The organism is Schaalia odontolytica (assembly GCF_031191545.1).
Taxonomy (GTDB): Bacteria; Actinomycetota; Actinomycetes; order Actinomycetales; family Actinomycetaceae; genus Pauljensenia; species Pauljensenia odontolytica.
This window is the reverse complement of the sequence record NZ_CP133472.1, coordinates 917,551-943,112: the sequence shown is the minus strand read 5'-3', so window position 1 is coordinate 943,112 and position 25,562 is coordinate 917,551. Positions and strand designations below refer to the sequence as shown.

The window sequence follows — 25,562 nt, the reverse complement described above, 5'->3', positions numbered from 1 at the left end:
GCTGAGCCACCATCGCGTGGGTGGCAAGGGCGTCAAACTCGTTCGTCACATCAGCACCATGAGTCACGATGGACTCCAACTATCCCAACTGTCGTTTGGTCGGTAAGCTGGAGGGGTGACAGTTCATGAGCAGTACCGCGAAGCAATGGGCAAGGCCCTCTTCCTGGCCAACCGTGCCCGCGAGACGGGAGACGTTCCCGTCGGAGCCGTCGTCGTTGACGAAAGTGGCCGCATCATCGGACGCGGGGCTAACTGCCGAGAGGCCAACCATGACCCTGCAGGACACGCCGAAATCGTCGCCCTGCGTGAGGCCGGCCGCGCGAGGGGCACCTGGCGCCTGACGGGCTGCACTCTCATCGTCACCCTCGAGCCCTGCACGATGTGCGCGGGCGCAATACTCGCATCTCGCATCGACCGCGTCGTCTTCGGAGCCTGGGATCCGAAGGCTGGCGCGGCGGGATCCCTGCGCGACGTCCTGCGCGATGCTCGCATGCCCCACCCGACCGAGGTCGTCGGCGGCGTGCTGGCGCAGGAGGCCGCCATGCAGCTGCGTTCCTTCTTCCTCGGCTGCCGTGCCGCCGACGAAATGCCGGTCGTCGAGGCACCGGTTCACGAACCCGGGGACATTCCCGCGCCCATCGTCGTTCCCTACGAGGAAGACGAAGCGCTCGAGCCGATCCATCAGGAAGCCCCGAACGAGGGAGTCCCCGCCCAGCTCGTCACCCCCGCTGCGCCCGCCGCTCCGGTCGCACCCCCGCAGCCCGCGCATGCCCCCGCCCACGCCGTGCGCGCTCCCGGTCGGCACTACGGCACCGAGCCCTCGCCCCTGCCTCGTCGAGCGGGCCGTCCCTTCTCTGAGCGAGTCCGCGGCAACGCCGACAATCCCGCCGACATCCCCGCGGGCGAGTCGATCGAGCCCGGCGTGCCCGCGCACCTCCCGCCGTCGCAGCCGCCCTCCCGCAGTGGCAGCCCAGTCCAGCCTGCCGTGTCGGCCGACATGGGGCACGGAGCCATCACGAAGTCTGTTCCGAAGATCCGTCCCGTACACGTGCGCCCTGCGGCGAGCGTACCCGAGGGGCTCTACACGCCCGCGCAGCCCGTGCGGCCCGTAACCCAGCCCGCACGGCCCGTGGCCCAGCCCGTGCGGCCCGTGACCCAGCCCGTGCGTGAGAGCACTCCCCGTCCGCCGTCCCCCGAGCCCGTCCGGGCTGTGGAAGAGCCGATCCCCGCGCCGCCGATGCCTCCCGCTTTCCCCCAGCGCGCCCAGAAGCGCGCGAGCGCGCGCCCCCAGCGCCCGCTCCCGCAGGCCTTCGAGCCAGAGCCCGTGCGTCGCGTCGACTACGAACTGTCTCCGCGCCAGTTCAACGATGTCGACCCCATCACCTCCGGGATTCGTGTGCGCCGCTCCGCGCGCCGTCGGGGCAATGCCCGTCACTGACGTGATTCCCGCGCGCGTCATCACGGTGTCGGACCGCTGCTCCGCAGGCCTCGCCGAGGACCTCTCTGGGCCCCTCGCCGCACGCCTCCTCGCGGAGCACGGCGTCGACGCAACGGTCGTCATCGTCCCCGACGACGTCGAGGCCATCCGCCGCGCTATCACCGATGCCGTGCAGGAGGGCTCCCGCTTTGTGTTCACGACCGGGGGCACCGGCCTCGCGCCCCGCGACGTCACCCCCGAGGCGACCGAGCCTCTCCTCGCCACCCGCATCGATAGCCTCGCCGACGCTATTCGGCGTCGCGGGGAAGAAATGGTCGCATCCGCCGCTCTGTCTCGAGGCCTCGTCGGAGTCACGGCGCGATCCGATGCCGGTGCTCTCGTCGTCAACGCGCCCGGCTCGCGCGGCGGGGTCACCGATGCCGTGGCCGTCATCGGCCCGCTCGTCGCCCACATCATCGACCAGCTCGCGGGCGGCGATCACCCGCGCGCCTAACTCCCCAAACGCGCCTAACTCCCCAAACGCGCCTAACTCCCCAAAACAGTAACGAAGAGGCCGCCCGGCGCGAACGCTGCGGGCGGCCTCTTGAGTAGGAGTGGGGGCGTCAGTCCCGTGGATCCTCCGGACGCACCCAGTCGCCGCTGCGGCCGCCAGACTTCGCGACGATCTTCGCCTCGCGGATACGGGCGGAGCGGTCCACGCCCTTGACCATGTCGACGATGGCCAGCGCCGCGACCGTCACCGAGGTCAGCGCCTCCATCTCCACGCCAGTGCGGTCGGCCGTGCGCACGGTCGCACGGATCGCCACATGGTCATCCTCCAGGCTCAGGTCCACCGCGCAGCCGTGCACGCCGATCGTGTGTGCGAGGGGCAGCAGCTCGGGTACTCGCTTCGCCGCGGAAATGCCGGCCACGCGCGCCACCGCCAGCACGTCGCCCTTCGGGACGGTGCCGTCGCGCAGGGCTTGCATGACCTCGGGCGAACAGTCGACGCGGCACACGGCGCTCGCCTGGCGCACCGTCGGATTCTTCGCGGTCACGTCTACCATGTAGGCGGCACCGTCCTCGTTCAAATGCGTAAACTTCACGGGTTTCCTCTCGTTAATGTTCAGTAGCGGGGTCAGCCCACGAGCGGGACGACCGCCAGCTCCTGGCCGGCCTCAACCTTCTCAACGTCGGGCGGGACCACGCCGATCGCCTCCGCGGCCGCGAGTGAGGCCACCAGGTGCGACTTCGACCCCAGGGGGTGCACCGTTTCGACCCAGCGGGCCCCGGCCTCGTCCCCCTGCTGGGAGGCGAAGCGAAGCGGGATGAACTGGGTCTTTCCGGACGGCGACTCCCATCCCACGCGCGCCCGGGCGATCACGGCGCTCGGGACCGTGCCGCCATGCTCCGGGGCGACGAGGCCCGACATGACCGCCAACGCTCCCGCGACGTACATGTGGAACGTTGTAAAGACCGACACGGGGTTGCCGGGCAGGCAGATCACCGGGGTTTCGCGCCCGTTCGGACCTACCTGCGTCGAGCCCACGCCCTGCGGGCCGCCCGGCTGCTGCGCGACGTGGTGGAAGCCCGCGTCGGTGCCGAGGGTGAGGCGCACGACCTCGAAAGCACCCGCCGAGATGCCGCCGGCCGTGATGACGAGGTCGGCCTCCGGAGCCTCGTCGAGGGCTCGGCGCAGCTCTTCTGGCGTGTCTCCCGTGCGCAGGCGTGCCACGACGCGCCCGCCCGCCTCCTCAACGAGGCCGCGCAGCAGGATGCTGTTCGAATCGGGGATCTGGCCGCGCTCAAGGGTGTCGCCAGCGCGCTTGAGCTCCGTTCCCGTCGAGACGACGATGACGCGCGGGCGGGGGAGAACCGTGAGAGTCCCGTGCCCGACAGAAGCCGCGGCCGACAGAGCCGTTCCGTCGAGGATCTTACCGGCGGCCAGCACCGGGGAACCCGCCTCGAGGGCCTCGCCCGCGACGCGCACGTTCGCGCCCGGCTTCGGTGCGACGCGAATCTTGACGGTGTCGGGCGCTTGGGCGATGCCCGCGGCGTGATCCGTGTGCTCGACCTTGACGACGGTGTCCGCGCCGGTCGGGATCGGTGCGCCCGTCATGATGCGCCACGCCTGCCCCCGCTCGAGGCGATTCTCGCGGGTGTCACCCGCCGGGATGTCGCCCGCGACGGGCAGGGTCCACGGGCCCTCGCCCTCCAGGTCCTCGCGGCGCACCGCGAACCCGTCCATCGCCGAGTTCGTGAACGGTGGGAGTGGGATGAGCGAGTGGACGTCGACGGCCAGGCGTCGTCCGAGGCACTCGTCGATGGGAAGCGTGTCGTGGGGGAGGACGTGGCTGAGCGCCAGGGCCTCTATCAGCTCGCGATGCTGCGCAGTGGACAGGGAGGGATCGTGCATGCCACCAGTGTAGGGCCAGGTGGAGTGGGGGATGCGTGCAGGTGGCCGCTGAGTGCCCGCTCAGCCGTGACGTGTAGAGGCCCGTCGGGTCGGGGAGGCGTGCGGGGGCAGGTCGGGCCAGAACGCCGGTCCCGGTCCGGAGGCGAGATGTTGGTCGGGCGTCTCTTGGGGCACCCGTCCTGCTCCCGGTCGACGAGGCTCGGGCTGGGTTGGATGGTTGCGGCTCGTTTCAGCGACCCGGACATGGGAGGTCGGGGGGAATTGCAGCATTAGGAGGCCGACACGCCGGCGACACGCCGTGACGGGACTTCTAATGCTGCCAAACCCCCCGTTTGGGGGCAGTCGGCAGGGTGTGAAGCTGCGTTGCTTACCCGGGGGTCTGGTTGTGGCAAGTGTGGGGGTGGGTGCGGGCCCGATGGTTCTGGTGGGGTTGGTCGCGTGGGGGGAATTGCAGCATTAGGAGGCCGACACGCCGGCGACACGCCGTGACGGGACTTCTAATGCTGCCAAACCCCCCGTTTGGTTGCCTCAGTGAGCCTTCGCTGGTGGAGAGGAGGCAGGCGTTGACTGTGTTCGTCGGGTGTCGTGGTCTTATCCCACGCGCGCGGCGAGTGCGGCGCGGACCTGCGCAACGAGCTCGTCCGGATGATCGAGGTCGTGCCAGCCGACGCGTATGATGTGCCAGCCTTCGGCTTCTAGGTGGCGTTGGCGCTCGCGCTCGCGGGAAAGTGATGCGTGGATGCTGCGAGCGTCATCCCCGTATTTGGCACGCCCGTCGAACTCGATGCCGACTTTTTCGACCGTGAACGCGCAATCGATGAAATAGCGACGACCCCGCATGTGCACTTCGACCTGTGTGCGCATGCCTGTCAGGCCCGCGGCGCATAGCTCGTACAGTACGCGTGCTTCTCCGGGTGAGGCGCATCCGGCATCTGCGTGGGTGATGATCCACTGTGCTTGAGAGCGTCCTTTTGCCCGATTGCCCAGCTGTTTCAGCTCGCGCTCAAGAAAGAATTTCCACGACTCCTCGTTGTTGCGTGACGCTTTCATGTGGAAGTTGTCGAAGTGTGTGTAGGCGTGGGCGTTCATGCACATCTGCGTGAAAGCAGCACGTCGGTTGGATGATGTGCGGGCGGCAGTAATCTGTGCAGATTCAAGGTTCTCGATGAGTAGCCCGCGTGTGTCGCTGATAGCGGGGAGGTGACAGACGTGCCTGGGCCCCACCTTCATGGGTGCAAAGGTGTGAGTGCCTATTGCTATGGCGGGCAGGACGATGGGGCGGATAGTGGATGATGTGGCAACCGTGATGGGTGGAAGCGCGGGATCACTACCATAGCCGTGCGCCCATAGCGCACATTGTCCGGTAGCAACGAGAGTTCGGTGCGTATACGCGAGGTGGTAGAGGCGTGCGGCGAGCACGACCTCAGGTAGCTGGCTCATGTTTATGTCTGACAAGAGAGACAGATCAAGGTATGTCTTGCCCGCGATTTTCACGGCCGTTGGTATCTTCGTGAGGCCGTGGTGGCTGGATCGCGGCACGCGAATGATCGCCCGTTCAACGGCGTTGAGGATGAAAGGAGCGTCGTTGCCCCTGTCTTCTTGTTTCATGAGTGAATTCTAGTGCAATTGATTCAAGTTCGTTGCAGTTTGATACTCAGATCTTCTGATTGTGTTTGATTGCTGAGATGTCACCGTGCGATGCGGTGCGGGCGGGGCGCATGGTGCGGCGTTCTCGCGTGGCGCGACGAGGCCCGGGCTGGGGCGTGAGGTTGTGGCGTGTTCGGGTGGTCCTGGGGTGGTTAGCTGGGGGGATTGCACGACATGGGGGTTCGACACGCCGGTGATGCGGCGCTGGGTGGCTTCATGTAGTGCAAAACCCCCGTTTGGGGGGCAGGGCCGATGGGTCTGGTGGGTGGCCTTAGTGCGTGTCTAGATGCGGCGCAGCCTGGTTGGTCCCGTGGGGAGATTGCACGACATGGGGGTTTGACACGCCGGTGACGCGGCGCTGGGTGGCTTCATGTAGTGCAAAACCCCCGTTTGGGGGCAGGGCCGATGGGTCTGGTGGGGGCAGTCAATCGGGTGTGAAGTTGCGTTGCATACCCGGAGACGGTTGTGGCAAGCGTGGGGGGTGGGTGCGGGCGGGGCGCATGGTGCGGCGTTCTCGTGTGGCGCGACGAGGCGTGGGCAAGGTTGTGCGGTTGCAGCTCATTTCAGCGGCCCGGACATCGGAGGTCGGGGGGAATTGCAGCATTAGGAGGCCGACACGCCGGCGACACGCCGTGACGGGACTTCTAATGCTGCCAAACCCCCATTCTGCTCGATGCGTCGGCGGAATCAGGTGTCCCGAAGGCTATGCTCGCCACCAATGGGTGCAACAAACCGGATTCGTGTCGCCGTTCGTGATCGTTCTTTCGAGGGGCAAAAACTGGGTGCCCCGCGCGGTGGCGGGGCTGCCCGGTCAACGAAGCTGTCCGGCCTGTGACGGCACGGACGCGAATGCCAATGTCAGCGTTTGCAGCAGGAGGCCACGAGGCCGCCGTCGGGCGACAGAATCAGACGGTGAGCATAACCTTCGTGGCGCGACGCTTGTCCGTGGCTGCGTAGCCGTCGGCGGCCCGCTCGAGAGGTAGGACCAGGTCGAAGACGGCGTGCATGATTCCCCCTGATAGGCGTTGGAGTTGCTGCTCGCGATGCCCCGTTGAGTCTCGCGTACATCCGAGCTGGGCGCTGTCTCCTTTCCCTCAGCGACGAGGGAGGGGCCGCGTCTCGCCGTTCACGCTCTGTTTTTCGAGGGGCGAACACCGGACACATCGGGGTAGGGTTGCGCCATGTCTGTCGAGTTCGTTTCCGCCTCTCGGGTGGCCGATGTGGCGGTTTGTGACGCGCCGCTACGGCTCGTCGACACCTTTGGGCGGGTGGCCCGCGACCTGCGCGTGTCGCTGACCGACCGCTGCAACCTGCGCTGTTCCTACTGCATGCCCCCCGAAGGCTTGGACTGGCTGCCCACCGAGGACACGCTGACGGACGACGAGGTCTGCCGCCTCGTGCGCATCGGCGTTGAGATGCTGGGGATTCGTCAGGTGCGCTTCACCGGTGGGGAGCCGCTCCTGCGCCGTGGTCTCGAGGGGATCATCGCCGAGTGCGCCAAGCTGCGTACCGACGAGGGTGAGCCCCTCGACCTGGCCCTCACGACGAACGCGCTCGGTCTGGCCAAGCGCGCCCAGGGACTTAAGGACGCGGGGCTGAATCGCGTCAACATTTCGCTCGATTCACTGGATCCCGAGCACTTCGCAGCGATTACGCGCCGCGATCGCCTCAGCGACGTTCTGGAGGGCATCGAGGCCGCCGCGCGCGCGGGCCTGAGTCCCATCAAGGTCAACACCCTCGTGCTGCGCGGCATGAACGAGGCCGACTTGCCTGACCTGGTCGACTACTGCCTGGATCGGGGCATTGAACTGCGTGTCATTGAGCAGATGCCGATCGGCCCGGCGGACACGTGGGACCGTCAGAACATCCTGACGGCCGACGAGATCCTGCACATCATGAGCACTCGTCACACCCTGACTCCCGCGCCTCGCGAGGACCCGCATTCCCCGGCGGGGCGCTGGATTGTCGATGGTGACCCGAGTAAGAGGCTGGGCGTCATCGCCTCAGTTTCCGACCCCTTCTGCGCCGCGTGCGACCGCACCCGCCTGACCTCGGATGGCATGGTGCGCTCCTGCCTGTTCTCCACAGAGGAGACGTCGCTGCGCGACCTACTGCGCGGGGGCGGAGACGACGCTCAGATCGCCGCCCGGTGGGCTGATGCGATGTGGGCGAAGCCGGCGGCGCACGGGCTGAATCTCGACGCTTTCGCGCGACCGTCGCGCACCATGAGCCGTATTGGCGGGTAGCCTCCCACTAATTTCATCACGCCGATGTTTTCTAACCTCGGTCAATTGTGTGTTTGTCGCCACGTTGGATGCGGCTGGTGGGAAGACTTTTCCCTGTCGCTTCAAGAGTGATGTACGTCCCAACGAGTTCGTATGGCTTACGCCATTTCAATTGATAGCCTCCGTGCTAGAAAGTGTCCGCTGCGCGCCTGCGCTCGGACGTCCCTTCTGACTTGAGGAGAGCCATGAGCGCGACCGAACCCGCGGCCAAGAAGAGCCGCTACTTGCTCACTGACTGGAACCCCAACGACGAGTCCACGTGGGACTCGAAGCTCGCGTGGCGCACGCTGTGGATCACGACCTACTCGCTGATCCTGGCGTTCTGCGTGTGGTTCCTGCCCAGCGCGATCGCGCCCAAGTTGACGCTTCTTGGCTTCAACCTGGACAAGTCCCAGCTCTACTGGCTCACGGCTCTGCCTGGCCTGGCCGCGGGCATCCTGCGCCTCATCTACATGTTCCTGCCGCCCCTCATCGGCACCCGTAAGCTCGTCGGCATCACCTCCCTGCTGTGCATCCTGCCCATGGCGGGCTGGTTCTACGTCGTCCAGGACGCCACGACCCCCTACTGGGTCCTGCTGACCCTGGCCTTCATGTGTGGCATCGGCGGCGGCGCGTTCTCCGGCTACATGCCCTCCACCGGCTACTTCTTCCCCAAGCGCCTCTCCGGCACGGCCCTCGGTCTGCAGGGCGGCATCGGCAACCTCGGCTTGTCCGTCATCCAGCTGGTCGGCCCCATCCTCATGGGCTTCGGCCTCTTCGGCATTACCTGGCTGGCCCCGCAGACGCAGGCCACTGGCGACCATGCCGGTGAGCACATCTGGGTCTACAACGCCGCAGTCTTCTTCATCCCGTGGTGCATCGTCGCCGCGATCCTCGCCTTTATCTGGCTGCGCGACGTTCCCGTCACGGCCAACATCAAGCAGCAGCTGGACATCTTCTCCAACCCCAACACCTGGTACATGACCATCCTCTACGTCATGACCTTCGGCCTGTTCTCCGGCTTCTCCGCAGTCTTCGGCCTGCTCATTAACAACCAGTTCGGCCGCGAGTCCACCGTCGGCCTGCCCGTCCTGGGTGCGACCTTCGCCTTCCTCGGCCCCCTCATCGGCTCGATCATCCGCATGTCCTGGGGCGTCTTCTGTGACCGCATGGGCGGTGCCATCTGGACCTTCATCTCCGCGGTCGGCATGGCTATCACCCTGGCAGGCGTTGCCTGGGTCCTGTACAGGCCCACCGGCTGGAATGACTTCTACATCTTCATGGCGCTCATGCTCGCGATGTTCCTGTTCTCCGGCTTCGGCAACGCCGGCACCTTCAAGCAGATGCCGATGATCATGCCGGCCCGCCAGGCCGGTGGCGCTATTGGCTTCACCTCCGCCATCGCGTCCCTCGGCCCCTTCCTCGTCGGCGTCGCTCTCTCCGCGGTCGGCACTGGCGGTGCATGGGCCTTCTTCCTGGGCTGCGCCATCTTCTGCGTCCTGTGTGCGATCCTGTGCTGGGTCATGTACGCGCGCAAGAACGCCCCGTTCCCCGGCTGATCCGCCCGGCACTGCGTGGTGCCAACGGACCTGCCACTGCCTCGTCACTCGACTCTTAGGAGCAACCCATGACGAATCTCGAATCCGATATGACCTTCCCGACCTACGGCGGCGAGGTCAAGCCCGCGACCGGCGCGACCCTGTTCGCGCTCGGCTCGTGGCTGCGCCGCGGCAAGGCGTCCGCCGACGCGCGCCAGCTCTTCCTCGAGGGCGGCCGCGACGGCGACTCCTTCTACCGCGACCGCTGGAGCTACGACAAGATCGTGCGCTCCACCCATGGCGTGAACTGCACGGGCTCGTGCTCGTGGAAGATCTTCGTCAAGGACGGCGTCATCACCTGGGAAACCCAGCAGACTGACTACCCGTCAACCGGCGCTGACATGCCCGAGTACGAGCCCCGCGGCTGCCCGCGTGGCGCTGCGTTCTCGTGGTACGAGTACTCGCCGACCCGTATTAAGTACCCCTACGTGCGCGGCGTCCTGCTCGACATGTTCCGCGAGGCCAAGAAGCGCCTCGGGGATCCCGTCGACGCGTGGGCCGCGGTCGTTGAGGACCCGGAGAAGGCGCGTGCCTACAAGTCGCAGCGTGGCCGCGGCGGCATGGTCCGCGTGTCGTGGGAAGAGGCGATGGAGATCGTCGCCGCCGCCTACGTGCACACGATCAAGCAGTACGGCCCCGACCGCATCGCCGGCTTCTCGGTCATCCCCGCCATGTCGATGATCTCCTACGGTGCGGGCGCCCGCTTCCACGAGCTCATCGGTGCCACGATGCTGTCCTTCTACGACTGGTACGCGGACCTGCCTCCAGCCTCGCCTCAGGTGTTCGGCGACCAGACCGACGTGCCCGAGGCCGGCGACTGGTTCAACTCGCAGTACCTCATCATGTGGGGCACGAACCTGCCGCTGACCCGTACCCCCGACGCTCACTTCATGGCCGAGGCCCGCTACCACGGCCAGAAGGTCATCGTCGTGTCCCCGGACTTCGCGGACAACACGAAGTTCGCGGACGACTGGTTGCGCGTCCAGCCCGGCACGGACGGTGCCCTGGCCCAGTCCATGGGTCACGTCATCCTCAAGGAATTCCACGTCGGCAAGCGCGAGCCCATGTTCCTCGATTACATGAAGCGCTACACCGACTCCCCGTTCCTGGTGGAGATTAACGAGGTCGGCGAGGGTGCCCACGAGGGCGTCGCCCCGACGACCCTGGTCCCCGGCAAGTTCCTGACGGCCGCCAAGATGCCCGCAGGCACGACCGAGCGCACCGAGAACAACCAGTTCCGTCCCCTCGTCATCGAGGCCGACGGCACGGTCAAGGACCCGGGCGGCACGCTCGCCGATCGCTTCGGTGAGGAGGGCGCCGGCCACTGGAACCTCAACCTGGATGGCGTCGAGCCCGTCATGTCCATCATGGACACGGACGAGTGGGAAGCCGCCCTGATCGCCCTGCCGCGCTTCGACCTGCCCGCGGCGCCCGGCCAGGCGTCGATCGGCGGTGGCTACGTGAAGCGTGGCGTGCCCGCGCGCCGCGTCAACGGTCGCCTCGTGACGACCGTGTTCGACATCCTGCTCGCCCAGTACGCCGTCGAGCGTGAGGGCCTGCCGGGTGAGTGGCCCACCGACTACATGGACGCCTCCACGCCGGGCACCCCTGCGTGGCAGGAGGAGTTCACGTCGGTTCCCGCCGCCGCAGCCATCAAGATCGGCCGCGAGTTCGCGCAGAACGCGGTTGAGACGCAGGGCCGTTCCATGATCCTCATGGGCGCCGGCACGAACCACTACTACCACTCCGACGAGATGTACCGTACCTTCCTGGCGCTCACGGAAATGTGTGGCACCCAGGGCCGCAACGGCGGCGGCTGGGCCCACTACGTGGGTCAGGAGAAGGTCCGCCCGATCATGGGTTGGGGCTCCTTCACCTTCGCCCTGGACTGGGCGCGCCCGCCGCGCCAGATGATCTCCACCGGCTGGTACTACATGACCACGGACCAGTGGCGCTACGACGGTGCTGCGGCCTCGGCCATGGGAAACCCGATCAAGTCCTCGAACCTGGACGGCAAGCAGCTGGTCGACACCCTCGTCGAGTCGGTTCAGCGCGGCTGGATGCCCTGCTACCCGACGTTCTCCAAGGGCTCGACCCAGCTGGGCCGCGAGGCCGCCGAGGCCGGCATGGCCCCCGCGGAATACGTGTCCCAGGAGCTGCGCGAGGGTCGCCTCCAGTTCGCGATCGAGGACCCGGACGCCCATCACAACGTCCCGAAGATCCTCGCGAACTGGCGTACGAACCTGCTCGGCTCGTCCGCGAAGGGCACCGAGTTCTTCCTGCGTCACATGCTGGGTACCGGCAACGAGGTCAACGCCGAGGAGCTGGAAGAGGGCAACCGTCCCGCGTCCGTCAACTGGCGTGAGGCTCACCCCGGCAAGCTCGACCTCATGTGGGTCGCGGACTTCCGTAACACCTCGACGACGCTGCACTCCGACGTGGTGCTGCCCGCCGCCACGTGGTACGAGAAGCACGACCTGTCCTCCACGGACATGCACCCCTACATGCACTGCTTCGACGAGGCCGTGAACCCGCCGTGGGAGGCTCGCACCGACTTCGAGGTGTTCCAGACCCTGGCCCGCCTGGTTGGCCGCCTGGCCCCCGGCCACCTGGACACCCAGACGGACGTCGTTGCGGTCCCGCTCACCCACGACTCCCCGGATGCCATGACCATGGTGGATGGCTCCGTGCCTGAGCAGACGTGGACGCCCGGCAAGACCATGCCGAAGCTGGTTCCGATCGAGCGCGACTACACGCAGGTCGGCTACAAGTTCGACCGCATGGGACCGCTCCTGCCCAAGGCCGGACTGGCCTCGAAGGGCGTGGCGTACAACGTCCAGGAGGCGTACGAGCAGCTCGGCGACCTCAACGGCCGCGCCCCCATGGACGGCAACGCCGGCGAGGGCATGCCGCTGTGCGACACCGCGATCAAGGCGGCGAACATGGCGCTGCGCTTCTCGGGCACCACGAACGGTTCGCTGGCCGTTCAGGGCTTCCGTAACCTGGAGAAGCGTGTCGGTAACGAGATGGCGTTCCTGGCCGAAGGTGACGAAGAAAAGAAGATCACCTACGAGGACACCGTCCTGCAGCCGCGCAGCGTGATCACCAGCCCCGAGTGGTCGGGCTCCGAGCACGGCGGACGCCGCTACAGCGCCTTCGTGCAGAACGTCGAGTGCCGCAAGCCGTGGCACACGCTCACGGGCCGCCCGCAGTTCTACGTCGACCACGACTGGATGATGGACATGGGCGAGTCCCTGCCGATCTTCCGTCCCCCGCTCGACCTGGCGCACATCTACGGTGAGCGCCCCGTCGGCGACCACCGTCCGGGCCAGGCGGGCCAGGCCGAGGTCGCGGTGCGCTACCTGACGATCCATAACAAGTGGGCCATCCACTCCCAGTACTACGACAACCCGTACATGCTGACGCTGGGTCGTGGTGGACAGACGGTGTGGATGAGCCCTCAGGATGCCGAGAAGATCGGCGTGCGCGACAACGAGTGGATCGAGGCGAAGAACCGCAACGGTACGGTCTCGGCCCGCGCGGTCGTCTCCCACCGCATCCCGGAGGGCACGGTGTTCATGCACCACGCCCAGGATCGCCAGATCAACACCCCGCTGAACGAGGGGTCCGGTAAGCGTGGTGGCACGCATAACTCGCTGACGCGAATCTTCATCAAGCCGTCCCACCTGGCCGGCGGATACGCGCAGTTCTCCTACGCGTTCAACTACTACGGTCCCACCGGCAATAACCGCGACGAGGTCACGGTTATCCGCCGCCGCTCCCAGGAGGTGCAGTTCTGATGAAGGTCATGGCTCAGATCGCGATGGTGATGAACCTCGACAAGTGCATCGGCTGCCATACCTGTTCGGTCACCTGCAAGCAGGTGTGGACGAACCGCGACGGCACCGAGTACATCTGGTTCAACAACGTCGAAACCCGTCCCGGCGTGGGGTACCCCCGCGGCTGGGAGGATCAGAAGAAGTGGAAGGGCGGCTGGAAGCGCACCGCCACGGGCCGCCTCGTGCCCCGTCAGGGCGGACGCGTCGCCTCGCTCGCGAAGATCTTCGCGAACCCGACGCAGCCGACCATGAAGGACTACTACGAGCCGTGGACCTACGAGTACGACAAGCTGCTCCAGGCACCCGCGAACTCCCGCGCGATCCCGACGGCCCGCGCGAAGTCAAAGATCACCGGCGAGCACATCGATAAGCCCGAGTGGGGCCCGAACTGGGACGATGATCTGGGTGGCTCCATGGAGACCCTGGATCAGGACCCGGTCCTGCACCAGATGAACCTCCAGGTCGCCAAGACCATCGAGGACGCGTACATGTTCTACCTGCCTCGCATCTGCGAGCACTGCCTGAACCCGACCTGCGTGTCGGCGTGCCCCTCGGGCGCGATGTACAAGCGCTCCGAGGACGGCATCGTCCTGGTGGACCAGGATCAGTGCCGCGGTTGGCGCATGTGCGTGTCGGCCTGCCCCTACAAGAAGGTCTACTTCAACCACAACACGGGCAAGGCCGAGAAGTGTACGCTGTGCTACCCGCGTCTCGAGGTCGGCCAGCCGACCATCTGCTCGGAGACGTGCGTGGGTCGCCTGCGTTACATGGGCGTGCTGCTCTACGACGCGGACCGCGTCACCTGGGCAGCCTCCCAGGAGGATGAGCGCGACCTGTATCGCGCCCAGCGCGAGATCCTGCTGGACCCGAACGATCCGCAGGTGGTCGCCCAGGCTCAGGCCAACGGCGTTCCCCACTCGTGGATCACGGCCGCCCAGCAGTCCCCGATCTGGAAGCTCATCACCGAGTACGAGGTTGCCCTGCCGCTGCACCCCGAGTTCCGCACGCTGCCGATGGTCTGGTATGTGCCGCCGCTCTCGCCGGTCGTCGACCAGGTGACCGCGTCCGGTAGTGATGGCGAGGACCACAGGGTCCTGCTCTCCGCCATCTCGCAGATGCGTATCCCGCTGGAGTACTTGGCTGGCCTGTTCACGGCCGGAGACACGGCACCCGTGGAGCTGGCGCTGCGTCGCCTTGCCGCGATGCGCTCGTACATGCGCGACGTCTTCGTCGACAACCCGACGAACGAGGAGATCCCGGCCTCCGTGGGCATGAGCCCGGAGAAGGTCAAGGAGATGTACAGACTGCTGTCGATCGCCAAGTACGACGACCGCTTCGTCATCCCGACCGCCCATCCCGAGATGCCGCGCGGCATCAAGGAACTTGAGGGCTGCCCGGTGTCCTACGACGTCGAGGCCTTCCACGGCATGGCCCCCGCCACGTCGAACCGCCCGATGGGTGGCTCGTCGCCGGAGGGGCGCCAGATGCTCCCCCTTGAGGTCGTTCGATGAGTACTTTCGTCGGCATTCCGCGTATTCCTACGGCTGCCCCGGAAACGGAGATGGACCCGCAGGACGCGCGCGGCGTGCGCATGGCGGTCTCGGTGCTCCTGGACTACCCGGGGGATGACTTCGAGACCAAGCTGGATGCGGTCGAGGAGGCTTTGGCGGATCTGCCGGAGCCGGCCTCGGCGTCGCTTGCCGCGTTTGTGAGCCACGCTCGCGCGGCGGGCCTGCGTGCCATGCAGACGACCTACGTGGAGACGTTCGATCAGCGACGCCGCTGCGCGCTCGGCCTGACGTATTACACGCATGGCGACACCCGCGGGCGCGGCCAGGCAATCCTGGCGTTCAAGGAGATTCTTCGCCGCGCCGGTTTCGAGATGGACCGCGAGGAACTGCCTGATCACCTGCCGGTGGTCCTGGAGTTCGCGGCATTCGATGAGACCGGCACGGCTGAGGGGCTCCTGCGCTCCAACCGCGAGGGCATCGAGGTGATCCGCACGGCATTGCGTGCCGCCCACTCTCCGTATGCGCCGCTGCTGGACGCGCTGGTTGCGACGCTGCCCGAGCCGGACGAAAAGACTATTGAGGGCTTCCGTAAGCTCATTAGCCAGGGGCCGCCCACCGAGCTGGTGGGCGTGGGCGATCTGTCTGCTACGCCTTTCCCCACTTCCGATACAACGATGGGACGGTAACGTTCATGGAATCCGCACTTTTGCATGCCGAGTCTGCATCCCAGATGCAGTCGCTGTCCTTCCTGGACATCGCCCTGTGGGTGGTCCTGCCGTACGTGTCCTTCGCGATTCTCATCGTGGGCCTCGCGTGGCGGTACAAGACGGACCAGTACGGCTGGACGTCGCGTTCTTCGCAGTGGAACGAGCCGACGATCCTGCGCTGGGCGTCGCCGCTGTTCCACTTCGGCGTCCTCTTCGTGTTCGTGGGCCACGTGATGGGTCTTGTGATTCCGAAGGCCTGGACGCAGGCGCTCGGCGTCTCCCAGCACACCTATCACCTGATTGCGACGATTCCCGGCTCGATCGCCGGAGTCATGACGATCCTCGGCCTCGCGCTGCTCATCTACCGTCGCCTGGTGGTCAAGTCGGTGCGCGTGGCGACGACCCGCATGGATATCGTCACCTACGTCATGCTGAGCATCCCGGTGCTCCTGGGCGGCGCGGCGACCCTGCTCAACCAGGTGCTCGGCGGCCATGAGGGCTATGACTACCGCGAGACGATCTCCGTGTGGTTCCGCTCGATCTTCATGCTGCAGCCTCAGGCTCACCTGATGGTCGACGTGCCACTGAGCTTCAAGCTGCACATCGTCGCGGGCCTCTTGCTCTTCTGCGTGTGGCCGTTTACGCGCCTCGTGCATGCGGTGAGCGCGCCGGTCGGCTATGTGGCACGTCCCCCGGTGATCTACCGGTCTCGCGACGAGCGTCGCGCGCACGAGATCACGCGTGGCGGCATGTCCGACTGATCGACAGCCGTTCGCGCTTCGGCCTCGCCCACGGGGCGTGAAGCCGTAGCGCGGTAATCGGCAGGACCGGGGGCGAGCGTAGGTTCGCCCCCGAGTCTTTATTGGGGTCCCCGCCGTCTTACCTGTAGGAAAAGACCGATGCGCCCCGCGTAATGCGACTAATCAACGGTTTTGGGCGTGCAGGGCGTGGTGTGTGGTGGGTAGAATAAAGCGCGCTTTGTAAGTAAGGTAACAGCTTAAATGCCGTTTGGTCGTGCCCGTTGTGGGTATTACCGCTGATTTTGAGGGAGAGAGGACTGTCGATGAATCACACCTCCCGTTCTCGGCCTCTGGCTGAAACACTCGCCGCGATGGCGGCCTTGACTCCCGCCCAGCACGCCCTTCTCGAGCGGATTTCGCACCACGCGAGCCCTGTGACCGTTGCCGAGCTGGCCCAGGAGGCCGGCCTGCATGTGTCGAGCGTTCGTGAGACCCTCGAGGGCCTGTTCACGCTCGGTCTGGTCGAGAAGCAGCAGCTTCCCTCATCGGGCCGAGGTCGTCCTGCGCTCGGGTATTCGACGACGACTCCGGCGGATCCGTCTTTTGCGGCTCAGATGCTGCACCAGCTGACCTCGTCCCTGCTGGCCTGGCTGCGCGCCGACGCCGCGGACCCGGCTGCCTCCGTGCGCGAGATCGGCTCGCGCTGGGCGGATGCTGCGCTGGAGACGATGGACGTTCCCGATCACAGTCACGTGCCCAATCACCGCCCGGTGCGCGACACCTTCAACATCGCGACTCATATGGGCAAGGTTCGCCTGTTCATGAACGCAATGGGCTTTGCGTCGATCCCTCACGACACAGATCGGCTGGCGGTCGTTCTGACCGCGTGCCCGTTCACGGAACCGGGAACGCCGGACGACTTGGCCCTGGAGCTGCGCCGCGGAATCGTCGAGCGCGTGTTCGAGCGGACCGCGACCGGATATGCCACGTGGTCAGTGGATGTTGACCCGGTGGATCCGCTGCGCATGACGATCTACATTCGCCCGCTCAACGAGGCGAACCCGAAGCCGCTGTCGACGACGCTGCACTTCTTCGGCGGGGCGGCTGAAGCGGCTGGCGGTTACGTGCGTGAAGTGCCTTCCGTGCAGACGCCCGCAACCCTCGGTGAGCTGGTTAAACAGCTCAGTGCGGAGAGCCCCGAATTGGAGAGGATCCTCGCCGTGTCGAGCTATCTCGTGAACGAGCGTTCGGCGCGACCGGACACGGAGCTCGCTCCGGGGGCGCGCGTCGACGTCCTGCCTCCCTTTGCTGGTGGGTGAGACTTTGTAGTCATCTGTGCGCGATGGCCGGGATTGTAAAACGATCCTGACCGCTTCATCGTACGATGAGGGAAAGGCTCTCTCGTCCCTGGAGGATCCCATGTCAGCAGATATCGTAACCGGCATCACGGATGAGCCGCTGGATGCTAGCGCGCTGATCAGTAGTGCTCGCCGTGATACATGTGGGGCCGTCGCGTCTTTCATTGGCGTGGTGCGCAACCATGATGGCGGTGAGAGCGTTGATGCCATTGAGTACTCGTGTCATCCGTCTTCTCAGCAGATTCTGCGCGATATTGTCTCGGAAATGAGGGATCGGCCCGGCGTTCATCGCATCGTGGCGTGGCATCGTGTGGGCCATCTGGGCATCGGCGAGGATGCGATGGTTGTGGCCGTCGCGGCCGAGCATCGTGCGCAGGCGTTCCGTGCGGTTGAGGCGATTGTTGAGGACGTGAAGGCGAAGCTTCCGATCTGGAAGAAGCAGGAACTGACCGACGGTTCTCACAACTGGTCGGGTCTGTGAGATGACGATCGGCGATCCTTATTCACGTGACGCAGCGGTTTCGGGTCGTAGCGTCGCGCTCCCGCTCATCAATCAGCCCGTCCCGTTCGAGGCCGGGGATCCCGCGCTGGAACGCTTTCGCCGCAATTGGCTGGTGTCGGGCATTGCCGAGGCCGGGCAGGCGCGCTTGGCGGCCGCGCGCGTGCTCGTGGTGGGCGCGGGGGGCTTGGGTTCTCCGGTTCTCCAGTACCTGACCGCGGCTGGTGTTGGAACGATCGGCATCTGCGACTCCGACGTTGTTGAGGTGTCGAACCTGCAGCGCCAGCTGCTGCACGGCGAGGGTGATGTGGGTGATCCGAAGCCGGATTCCGCAGTGCGTCACTTGAGTGGTCTGAACTCCCAGGTGCGCTTTGAGCGCTACGGTCACGCGACCCGTGAGTGGCTGGATGAGCACGGCCGGGAGTGGGACCTGATTATGGATTGCACGGATAGCTTCGACTCGAAGTACCTGGTTGCGGACTATTGCGCTGATTCTGGCGTGCCACTCGTGTGGGGCACGGTCGTGTCGATGTCCTTCCAGGTCAGTATCTTCTGGTCTGGTGCGCCGGCCCCCGCGCCCTCCCTGTCCCTGCGTAGCCTGCACCCGGTCAAGCCTGCCCCCGGGACGACACCGGCCTCGCCGACGGTGGGCGTGCTGGGCCCGGTCGTCGGCCAGGCGGGAACTGCGATGGCGACGGAGGCCATCAAGGTGCTGGTGGGCTTTGGTGAGCCGCTGATCGGTCGCGTCCTCATGGTGGACGCGGCGACGCAGCGCGCCGACGTGTTGACCTTCGCGCCGTGGGAGTGAGCTCCGTGTCTGCCCCTCGATCCGACGTCGCCGCGATTGTTGTCGGCGGTGGCGGCGGGGAGCGTCTGGGTGGGGTGTCGAAGCCGGACCTGGTCCTCGGCGGCGAGCGCCTCATCGACCGCGCGTGCGCCGCACTGGTGCCGGTCGCGGGGGCGGGGTGCGTGGCGGTCGTCCCTCCGGCGGTGCGGGTTCCGGCGGGGGTGGTGCGCACGTTGGAGGATCCGCCGGGGGGCGGTCCGCTGGCCGGCATTGACGCGGGGCTGTCGGCGCTGGCGCTCGGCGGGGATGCTCTGGTTGTTGTCGTGTCTGTCGATTCTCCGGGCGTGGGCGAGTTTGTGCCGCTCCTGCTGGCCGCGCCCCTGGGCGACGCGGCGGATGGGCGCATCCTTCGGGGAGGGGACCCCGAGCCCTTCGACCAGTACCTGATGGGCGTCTACCGGGCTTCCTCCCTGCGCCGCGTGATCGACGAGGCCGCGGCCGCTCTCGGGTCGCTGCGCGGAGTGGGCGTGCGCCGGGTGCTTCGTTCCCTGGCGTTGGAGCGGGTCGACGTGGGGGCGTCGGCGTGCCGGGACGTGGACACCGCGGAGGATGTTGCCTGGTGGGAGGCGCGTTTTGCGCCCGCGTTGCCGCGCGAGAATGCGGTTTATGATGGCAGGAGCTGGGCGAGCCACCGGGGCGTGATCGGCCAGTGACAAGTCACAAGCGAAGACGTGAGACGGCGGGCCGTATATTTCGTATGATTGACCAGTCTGAAAGTAGGAGATTGATATGTCCTCTCGTGTGTCGCGTCGGGTGTTTGCTGCGGTGTCTTCGGTGTTGCTTGCCGCCGTCGCCGTGTCTGGCTGTATGCCGGGCCTGAGGGGTGGGGGCAGCGCTGCCGATATCAGTGGGTTGAAGAATATTCCGGAGGGTCAGAAGCAGGAGCTGGTGAGTCAGTTCAATGCGGCCTCTGGTGCGGACAAGCAGAAGATCGCGGCGAAAGCTCAGGCGTTGAGCGCGATGGTGGGCGCTCAGCTGGTGGGTGTGGAGCCCTCTGATATTTCGGGTCAGAAGTTCAAGCTGGACGGCCAGAACAAGGTGTCGGTGAGTAAGAACGACATGGTCTACAAGATGATGTCGGCCACCGATTATTGGCGTTTGGGGCAGGACACGTACGACCTGTGTGTGGAGCAGGATTGTGAGTTTTACTCGTCGTGGACGGTGGATGTGGAGGGTAGCGGCTCCGATGTGACGTATGTGTGGACGTTGAAGATTGAGGGGCCGGATCAGCCCGCTCAGCCGTTGGTGCGGCGTTTTAAGGTGTCGAAGTAGTAGTTGTCCGGCGCGCGGGCGCGCCGAGTCTTAACCCATCACGAGAGCAAGGAGAACACAATGGCAGGCGAAGACGGGCAGGAATATAACGACGAGAGGCAGCAGCAGGCCAATCCCTACGTGCAGGAGAGCCAGGATGCCGTCGACTCTTCCTCGAAGGCTTCCTATTCCCTGGGGTCGGCCCAGACGAATGACGTGTGGGGCAGCGAGGACGGGCCCGATACCCTTGGGCGTAAGGCGAGCGAGATGTTCAACGGCATCTCCGACGTCCTGACGAAGGAGAACTCGCTGATCGCCGAGTTTGAGACGAAAATGAAGCAGGCGATCGAGTCTATCAAGGCGGCCGAGGCCGACAACGAGCAGGCCTTCCAGACCGTGAACGGGACCCTCAAGGACCTTGCGGGTTCCGAGCAGGCACAAGCCCTTGCGTCTTCCTTGGAGAAGGCGGGCTTTGTGGAGAAACGGCCTGCACAGAATGGCTGGGTCACCGGCACTACTCAGGCACCCACAGGACAGACTTCCGCTAGCGGTGCCCCGGCAACCGGCGGCGGGAGCGCGCCGGTGCCGAACCCGCCGGCTCCGACTTCCGGTCCGAGCGAGTACTGAGGCCTCCCGCAGAAAGGAACTGAACGATGGTTTCATCACCGATGTATGAGCGCCTGAAGGTGTTCATGGAGGCGGCGCGCGCCAACCAGGGTCTTGACGCCTGGGACGCCGACCACGAGAAGACGATGCAGGGTTTCGAGCAGGCGATCGACCGCCTGAAGGCCTACCGCGACGGCCACGGGTTCACGGGCAAGACCGGGGATGCGATGAACAGGTGGGTCGAGCGCTCGATCAAGCGTATCGAGGGATACCGGGCCAAGTACCAGCGCGGCTACAACGGATACTCCGCAGGTCGAAAATCGATGGCATCGGCCCTCAAGGAGGCGGAGACTCTCTCGCCGGACCTCCTGGATTCCGCTACCTCGGCGATGCGCTACCTTCCGGTGGTTGCGTTGCCTAGCAGCGCGCCCGGTGGTGGCGTCGAGGTGGGGCCGGTGCGCTTCACGACGGGCGCGGCCTACGTGGACGGCGTCGAGGCGCAGGCCAACGCCCAGCGCGAGGGCTCGGCGCAGCGCATCCTGGACATGGTGAACGGCAAGACCAAGCTGTTCAGCACCATTGTTAAGAGTCCTGGCTCTACGGAGGGCGTGGAGACCGGGGAGGAGCGCGGAGGAAATCCCGGGGACTCGGGTTCCACCCACACGCCTAATCCGTGGGATCATTCTCCTTCCGACGGTTATGGCCGTGAGGCGGGGCGTGATCCGCGTTCTGGTGCTTATCCGGGTGGGTTTGATCAGCCGTGGATGAGTGAGGCTGATGCTGCCGCGGCACGTAACCGGACGATCGCTTCGGGCGCGCTTCCGACTAGGGAGCTCCCCTATGGTGAGGTGGGGTCTCGGACGAATCCGATTACGGATCCTCAGGATCTGATGAACACGGATCTGTTGCACACGCGGGTTAATGGCACGGCGTATCGTAACGGTGTGGTGGGCGGTCATACGCCTGCTCCGCCGGCGGATGTGGATCATCCGCTGTGGCGCCTCAACGGTGGGGGTGCGTCCTCTGATTCGTCTGTGGCCGGTCGCCTGGGCGGCGCGGGCGTGTTGGGTGCGGGCGGCCTGGGGCTGCGTGGCGCGGCCCGCATGGGGTCGGGTTCCCTGGGCTCTGCCGGTGGCGCGGGCGCTGCCGGTCTGCGTGGTATGGGTGGCGCGGGTGCTGCCGGTCTGCGTGGCATCAGTGGTAGTACGGGCGGTGCCGGTGGCGCGGGCGCTGCTGGTTTGAAGGTCGGCTCCTATTCGGGGCCGGGTTTTGGCACGTATAAGCCGCCTGCTGGTGTTGCTGGCGCTAATGGTGTGGCCGGTTCTGGTGCTGCTGGGTCTTCTGGTGTGACGGGTACGACGGGTGCTGGCGGCGCGGGTGGTGCCGCGGGTGCTGCTGGTCGTGGTGGCGCTGGTGCTGGTGGCTTCATGGGCGGCGGCGCTGGCGCTGGTGCGGGCGCTGGCAAGGAGGATAAGAAGTCGCGTCGGCGTAAGTATGTGGCGTTTAGGTTTGAGGATGAGGATGAGGATGGTCTGCCTGCGGGTTATGTGAATCCGATGTCTCAGACGTATGGGTCGGATAAGGATATCGCTCCGGCTAAGCGTGCTGATGATGGTTGGGATCCTCGCCAATGGTGACCTCAGCTTTCATTGTGGGCCCCGCCTCGCTTCGCACTCGTGTGGGGTGGGCGGGGCGCGCCGCGCGCGCCCTGACCACGCTCGCCTCCGCGTCCGTGTTGGCTGTGGGTGCTCTCGCCCTGGTGCCTGCTCCGGCGCGTGCGGACGATGCGATCACCACGCAGGAGTATTTCTCGTACTATCACCTGGATTCTGCTCGGGCGAAGGGGTACACGGGTAAGGGCGTAACCATCGCCCTCATCGACGGGCCCGTGGACACCAGCGCGCCGGAGCTCAAGGGTGCGAACATCACGGACAAGAGCCGCTGCACCATCGAGGCGTCCGACAAGGAGAAGAAACACGCCAGGGAGATGGCGTCGATCCTTGTTTCCCCCTACTTCGGGGTTGCACCCGATGCCACCTTGTATTCCTACCAGCGAAGGACCGTCGACTCAGTCTCTGGGGGTACGTGCGACGCAGACGTGCCGGAGCTTGATCGTTTCGCTTCAGTTTTCAATCAGGCCATCGATGATGGTGCCCAGATCATCTCGCTTTCACAGGGGGCGAGTGATCACAGTGACGAGTTGAAGTGGGCGATTGCGCGCGCCATGAGCCGTGGGGTTATCGTCGTTGCATCCGTGGGCAACAATGGGCTTGATGAGAATGAGTCGCATATGTCGTGGTGGTCGGGTGTGGTCGGAGTATCGGCCATTACCACGGATGGTAAGTTTGCCGACTACTCCTCCTGGGGCAACGGCGTGACCACCGCCGCTGTTGGCGGTCCTGTCAAGACGCGTGGCTCGGATCCTAGCAAGCCTGCAGAGACATTCGGAACGTCGAACTCAACGGCGCTTGTGGCGGGGATGTTGGCACTGGCGCTTCAGAAATGGCCGGATGCCTCGGCGAATCAAATCCTGCAAGTCCTGACTCACACGGGGCTGAATCTGAATCATCAGTGGGATATGTACACGGGTTATGGCGCGATCGATGGGGGGGCGTTGGTGAATACTGATCCATCGCAGTATCCGGATGAGAATCCTTTGGCTCAGAAGGAGGGTGGCTCGTCTCCGACGGTGGAGGAGGTTCAGGATTATGCCGATGGGTTGGTTTCACCGATTGAGGTTACCGCCGACGCCTCGTATGTCTACCGTGGCACTAATGAGTCGTTCTTGGCTCCTGGCGGCCTCGGTGGTGAGAGTCCGGTTCACCTGGGGACGAGTCCGAGGTATCACCGCAAGTGAGTATGATGCACGTGTCTCGTGATTCTCGTCTGTCGTCCCGTCTGCCTCGCGTTTGTGTGGGGTGGGCGGGGCGCGCCGCGCGTGCCCTGACCACGCTCGCCTCCGCGTCCGTGTTGGCGGTGGGTGCCCTCGCCCTGGCGCCTGCCCCGGCGCGTGCGGAGGATGTGATTACGACGCAGGAGTATTTCTCGTACTATCACCTGGATTCTGCTCGGGCGAAGGGGTACACGGGTAAGGGCGTGACCATCGCCCTCATCGACGGCCCCGTCGGCACTAGCGCGCCGGAGCTCAAGGGGGCGAACATCACGGACAAGAGCCGCTGCACCATCGAAGCATCCGCTAAGAATAAGGGGCACGGTCTAGACATGGCGTCGATCCTTGTCTCCCCGTACTTCGGGGTTGCGCCGGATGCGACCCTCTACTCCTACCAGCTGTCCACTGCCAACTCGATTTCGGCGGGCACGTGTGAAAAGGATGGGGAGAAGCTCGATACTTTTGCACGGCTTATCAATCAGGCCATTGACGATGGTGCTCAGATTATCTCGATCTCCCAGGGGTCGGGCGACGACAGTGAGGAGTTGAAGTGGGCTGTTGCGCGAGCGATGAGTGAGGGTGTCATCATCGTCAACTCGGCGGGAAATACCGCAGCTGACGCCAATAGCGACCAGCTGAGCCATTGGTCTGGTGTGGTGGGGGTGTCTGCGATTACTGCGGATGGTAAGTTCGCCGAGTACTCCTCGTGGGGTAACGGCGTGACGACTGCGGCTTTTGGTGGGCCGTTTACGACGCGTGACGACTCAGACCCCACGAAGTTTGCAGTGTCTAACGGCTCGTCGAATTCGGCGGCGATTGTCTCTGGATTGTTGGCGTTGGCGCGTCAGAAGTGGCCTGATGCTACGGCGAATCAGATCCTGCAGCTACTGACTCACACGGGGCTGAATCCGGATCATCGGTGGGATATGTACACGGGTTATGGCGCGATCGATGGGGGGGCGTTGGTGAATACTGATCCGTCGCAGTATCCGGATGAGAATCCTTTGGCTCAGAAGGAGGGTGGCTCGTCTCCGACGGCGCAGGAGGTTCAGGATTATGCCGATGGGTTGGTCGAGCCTAACCCGGATACTTTGGGTATGTCCTACGTGTATCGCGGTATCGATGAGGAAGCTGCCTTGATGGACGACATCGGTCCTGTTCATTTGGGGACGAGTCCGAGGTATCACCGCAAGTGAACGCGACGCGCCCCCGCCCCGGATCCATGTGCCCACGATAGGCACCGCCGACGCCACCCTGCCGGAGTCGCGCCGCGTCTTTGCCATGGTCGACCACGCCGAGGGGTATCGGTGCCCCCGACGGCAGCGACCCGCGTTGCCCGCAGCGTACTGCCACCATGCCGGACGACGTGGGGCCCAGGCCTGATGGTGGTTCATGGGCGGCGGCTCGGACACTAGCGAGCCGAGGCCTCGCGTGTTGCTGCTTGGTAGGTCAGCGTTCCTCGTCCAGCTGATGGAAGATCGCGCCGAGCAGAGGCGTGACCACCTCGAGGGTGTCCAGCGCGCCGCCGCGCGAGCCCGGGGATGAGACGAGGAGCGCGCCCGAGGAATCGCGCGCGGTCACGCCGACGACCTCGCGGGAGAGGCCCGACAGGGGAGTGTTGGTCAGGCCGTGGGCGCGGATCTGTTCCGCGATGCCCGGGATCTCGACCTCGACGAGCGAGCGGACCACCTCGGGGGCGTAGTTGCCCACCCCGAAGCCCGACCCGCCCAGAACCAGGATGAAGCGTGCGCCCGCGCCGAGCGCGTCGCGAATCTCCGTCTCGAGGATGTCGGCGCTCTCCGGGATGGCGGCGACCGACACCGGTCCCAGGCCGGCTTCGGCCAGCGCCGCGGTGCAGGCGGGGGTCGCTCGATCCTCCTTCGTGCCGCGCTGGATGCGATCCGAATAGGTGATGACGTGGGCGCTGATCTGGCCGAGGTCGTAGTCGACGGGCTTGGGCATGGTGTCCTCC

Annotated in this window: 21 protein-coding genes; 17 read left to right on the top strand and 4 right to left on the bottom strand. The window is 65.6% G+C overall.

Annotated features, from left to right (window positions below):
- The first annotated feature begins 115 nt into the window (after positions 1–115).
- Together tadA and RDV55_RS03975 are read left to right on the top strand one after the other, a co-directional pair.
- Positions 116–1,438, top strand: coding sequence for a tRNA adenosine(34) deaminase TadA (gene tadA / locus RDV55_RS03980; RefSeq protein WP_245907763.1), 1,323 nt, complete (start codon positions 116–118; stop codon positions 1,436–1,438).
- A 1-nt stretch (position 1,439) separates the two neighbouring features.
- Positions 1,440–1,931: a MogA/MoaB family molybdenum cofactor biosynthesis protein gene (locus tag RDV55_RS03975; RefSeq protein ID WP_111824314.1), complete on the top strand. Its 492-nt coding sequence runs from the start codon at positions 1,440–1,442 to the stop codon at positions 1,929–1,931.
- A 109-nt stretch (positions 1,932–2,040) separates the two neighbouring features.
- On the opposite strand, the gene moaC is transcribed toward RDV55_RS03975, so the two are convergent.
- The 3 genes from moaC to RDV55_RS03960 form a co-directional block, all read right to left on the bottom strand.
- Complete coding sequence (gene moaC / locus RDV55_RS03970; RefSeq protein ID WP_111824296.1) at positions 2,041–2,523, bottom strand: cyclic pyranopterin monophosphate synthase MoaC; 483 nt, start codon at positions 2,521–2,523, stop codon at positions 2,041–2,043.
- A 32-nt stretch (positions 2,524–2,555) separates the two neighbouring features.
- Entirely contained in the window at positions 2,556–3,833 is a 1,278-nt protein-coding gene (locus RDV55_RS03965) for a molybdopterin molybdotransferase MoeA (RefSeq protein WP_111824297.1), read from the bottom strand.
- Between the two features lie 591 nt (positions 3,834–4,424).
- Complete coding sequence (locus tag RDV55_RS03960; RefSeq protein WP_111824298.1) at positions 4,425–5,441, bottom strand: endonuclease domain-containing protein; 1,017 nt, start codon at positions 5,439–5,441, stop codon at positions 4,425–4,427.
- Between the two features lie 1,220 nt (positions 5,442–6,661).
- Between RDV55_RS03960 and moaA the strand changes: the two genes are divergently transcribed.
- The 15 genes from moaA (at position 6,662) to RDV55_RS03885 (ending at position 24,786) form a co-directional block, all read left to right on the top strand.
- Positions 6,662–7,726 (top strand): GTP 3',8-cyclase MoaA, encoded by a 1,065-nt coding sequence (gene moaA / locus RDV55_RS03955; RefSeq protein ID WP_111824299.1) that lies wholly within the window; start codon positions 6,662–6,664, stop codon positions 7,724–7,726.
- 224 nt (positions 7,727–7,950) lie between these two features.
- Complete coding sequence (locus RDV55_RS03950; RefSeq protein WP_111824300.1) at positions 7,951–9,303, top strand: MFS transporter; 1,353 nt, start codon at positions 7,951–7,953, stop codon at positions 9,301–9,303.
- Positions 9,304–9,371: 68 nt separating this feature from the next.
- A complete protein-coding gene (locus RDV55_RS03945) occupies positions 9,372–13,142 on the top strand; it encodes a nitrate reductase subunit alpha (RefSeq protein WP_111824301.1) in 3,771 nt (1,256 codons plus the stop codon).
- Positions 13,142–14,692, top strand: a complete 1,551-nt coding sequence (gene narH / locus RDV55_RS03940; RefSeq protein ID WP_048742549.1) for a nitrate reductase subunit beta — start codon at positions 13,142–13,144, stop codon at positions 14,690–14,692. Before RDV55_RS03945 ends, narH begins: the two co-directional genes overlap by 1 nt.
- Positions 14,689–15,378, top strand: coding sequence for a nitrate reductase molybdenum cofactor assembly chaperone (narJ, locus tag RDV55_RS03935; protein ID WP_111824302.1), 690 nt, complete (start codon positions 14,689–14,691; stop codon positions 15,376–15,378). The genes narH and narJ overlap by 4 nt, the downstream gene beginning before the upstream one ends.
- A gap of 5 nt (positions 15,379–15,383) precedes the next feature.
- Positions 15,384–16,160 carry a respiratory nitrate reductase subunit gamma gene (gene narI, locus RDV55_RS03930; protein WP_111824303.1) on the top strand — a complete coding sequence of 259 codons (777 nt, stop codon included), beginning with the start codon at positions 15,384–15,386 and terminating at the stop codon, positions 16,158–16,160.
- A 302-nt stretch (positions 16,161–16,462) separates the two neighbouring features.
- Positions 16,463–17,458, top strand: a complete 996-nt coding sequence (locus RDV55_RS03925) for a MoaD/ThiS family protein (RefSeq protein ID WP_111824304.1) — start codon at positions 16,463–16,465, stop codon at positions 17,456–17,458.
- 100 nt (positions 17,459–17,558) lie between these two features.
- Positions 17,559–17,978 carry a molybdenum cofactor biosynthesis protein MoaE gene (locus RDV55_RS03920; RefSeq protein WP_111824305.1) on the top strand — a complete coding sequence of 140 codons (420 nt, stop codon included), beginning with the start codon at positions 17,559–17,561 and terminating at the stop codon, positions 17,976–17,978.
- A 1-nt stretch (position 17,979) separates the two neighbouring features.
- Positions 17,980–18,804 carry a HesA/MoeB/ThiF family protein gene (locus RDV55_RS03915; protein WP_111824306.1) on the top strand — a complete coding sequence of 275 codons (825 nt, stop codon included), beginning with the start codon at positions 17,980–17,982 and terminating at the stop codon, positions 18,802–18,804.
- A gap of 5 nt (positions 18,805–18,809) precedes the next feature.
- Positions 18,810–19,496, top strand: a complete 687-nt coding sequence (gene mobA / locus RDV55_RS03910; RefSeq protein ID WP_245907765.1) for a molybdenum cofactor guanylyltransferase — start codon at positions 18,810–18,812, stop codon at positions 19,494–19,496.
- A 76-nt stretch (positions 19,497–19,572) separates the two neighbouring features.
- Positions 19,573–20,115, top strand: coding sequence for a hypothetical protein (locus RDV55_RS03905; RefSeq protein WP_111824308.1), 543 nt, complete (start codon positions 19,573–19,575; stop codon positions 20,113–20,115).
- Positions 20,116–20,175: 60 nt separating this feature from the next.
- Positions 20,176–20,721, top strand: coding sequence for a hypothetical protein (locus RDV55_RS03900; protein ID WP_111824309.1), 546 nt, complete (start codon positions 20,176–20,178; stop codon positions 20,719–20,721).
- Between the two features lie 26 nt (positions 20,722–20,747).
- Positions 20,748–22,337 carry a hypothetical protein gene (locus RDV55_RS03895; protein WP_111824310.1) on the top strand — a complete coding sequence of 530 codons (1,590 nt, stop codon included), beginning with the start codon at positions 20,748–20,750 and terminating at the stop codon, positions 22,335–22,337.
- Positions 22,331–23,557 (top strand): S8 family peptidase, encoded by a 1,227-nt coding sequence (locus RDV55_RS03890; protein WP_111824311.1) that lies wholly within the window; start codon positions 22,331–22,333, stop codon positions 23,555–23,557. The genes RDV55_RS03895 and RDV55_RS03890 overlap by 7 nt, the downstream gene beginning before the upstream one ends.
- A gap of 5 nt (positions 23,558–23,562) precedes the next feature.
- Positions 23,563–24,786 (top strand): S8 family peptidase, encoded by a 1,224-nt coding sequence (locus RDV55_RS03885; RefSeq protein WP_245907767.1) that lies wholly within the window; start codon positions 23,563–23,565, stop codon positions 24,784–24,786.
- A gap of 253 nt (positions 24,787–25,039) precedes the next feature.
- Here RDV55_RS03885 and RDV55_RS03880 read toward each other — a convergent pair whose 3' ends face one another.
- Positions 25,040–25,552, bottom strand: a complete 513-nt coding sequence (locus RDV55_RS03880; protein WP_309188110.1) for a molybdopterin-binding protein — start codon at positions 25,550–25,552, stop codon at positions 25,040–25,042.
- Between the last annotated feature and the right edge of the window lie 10 nt (positions 25,553–25,562).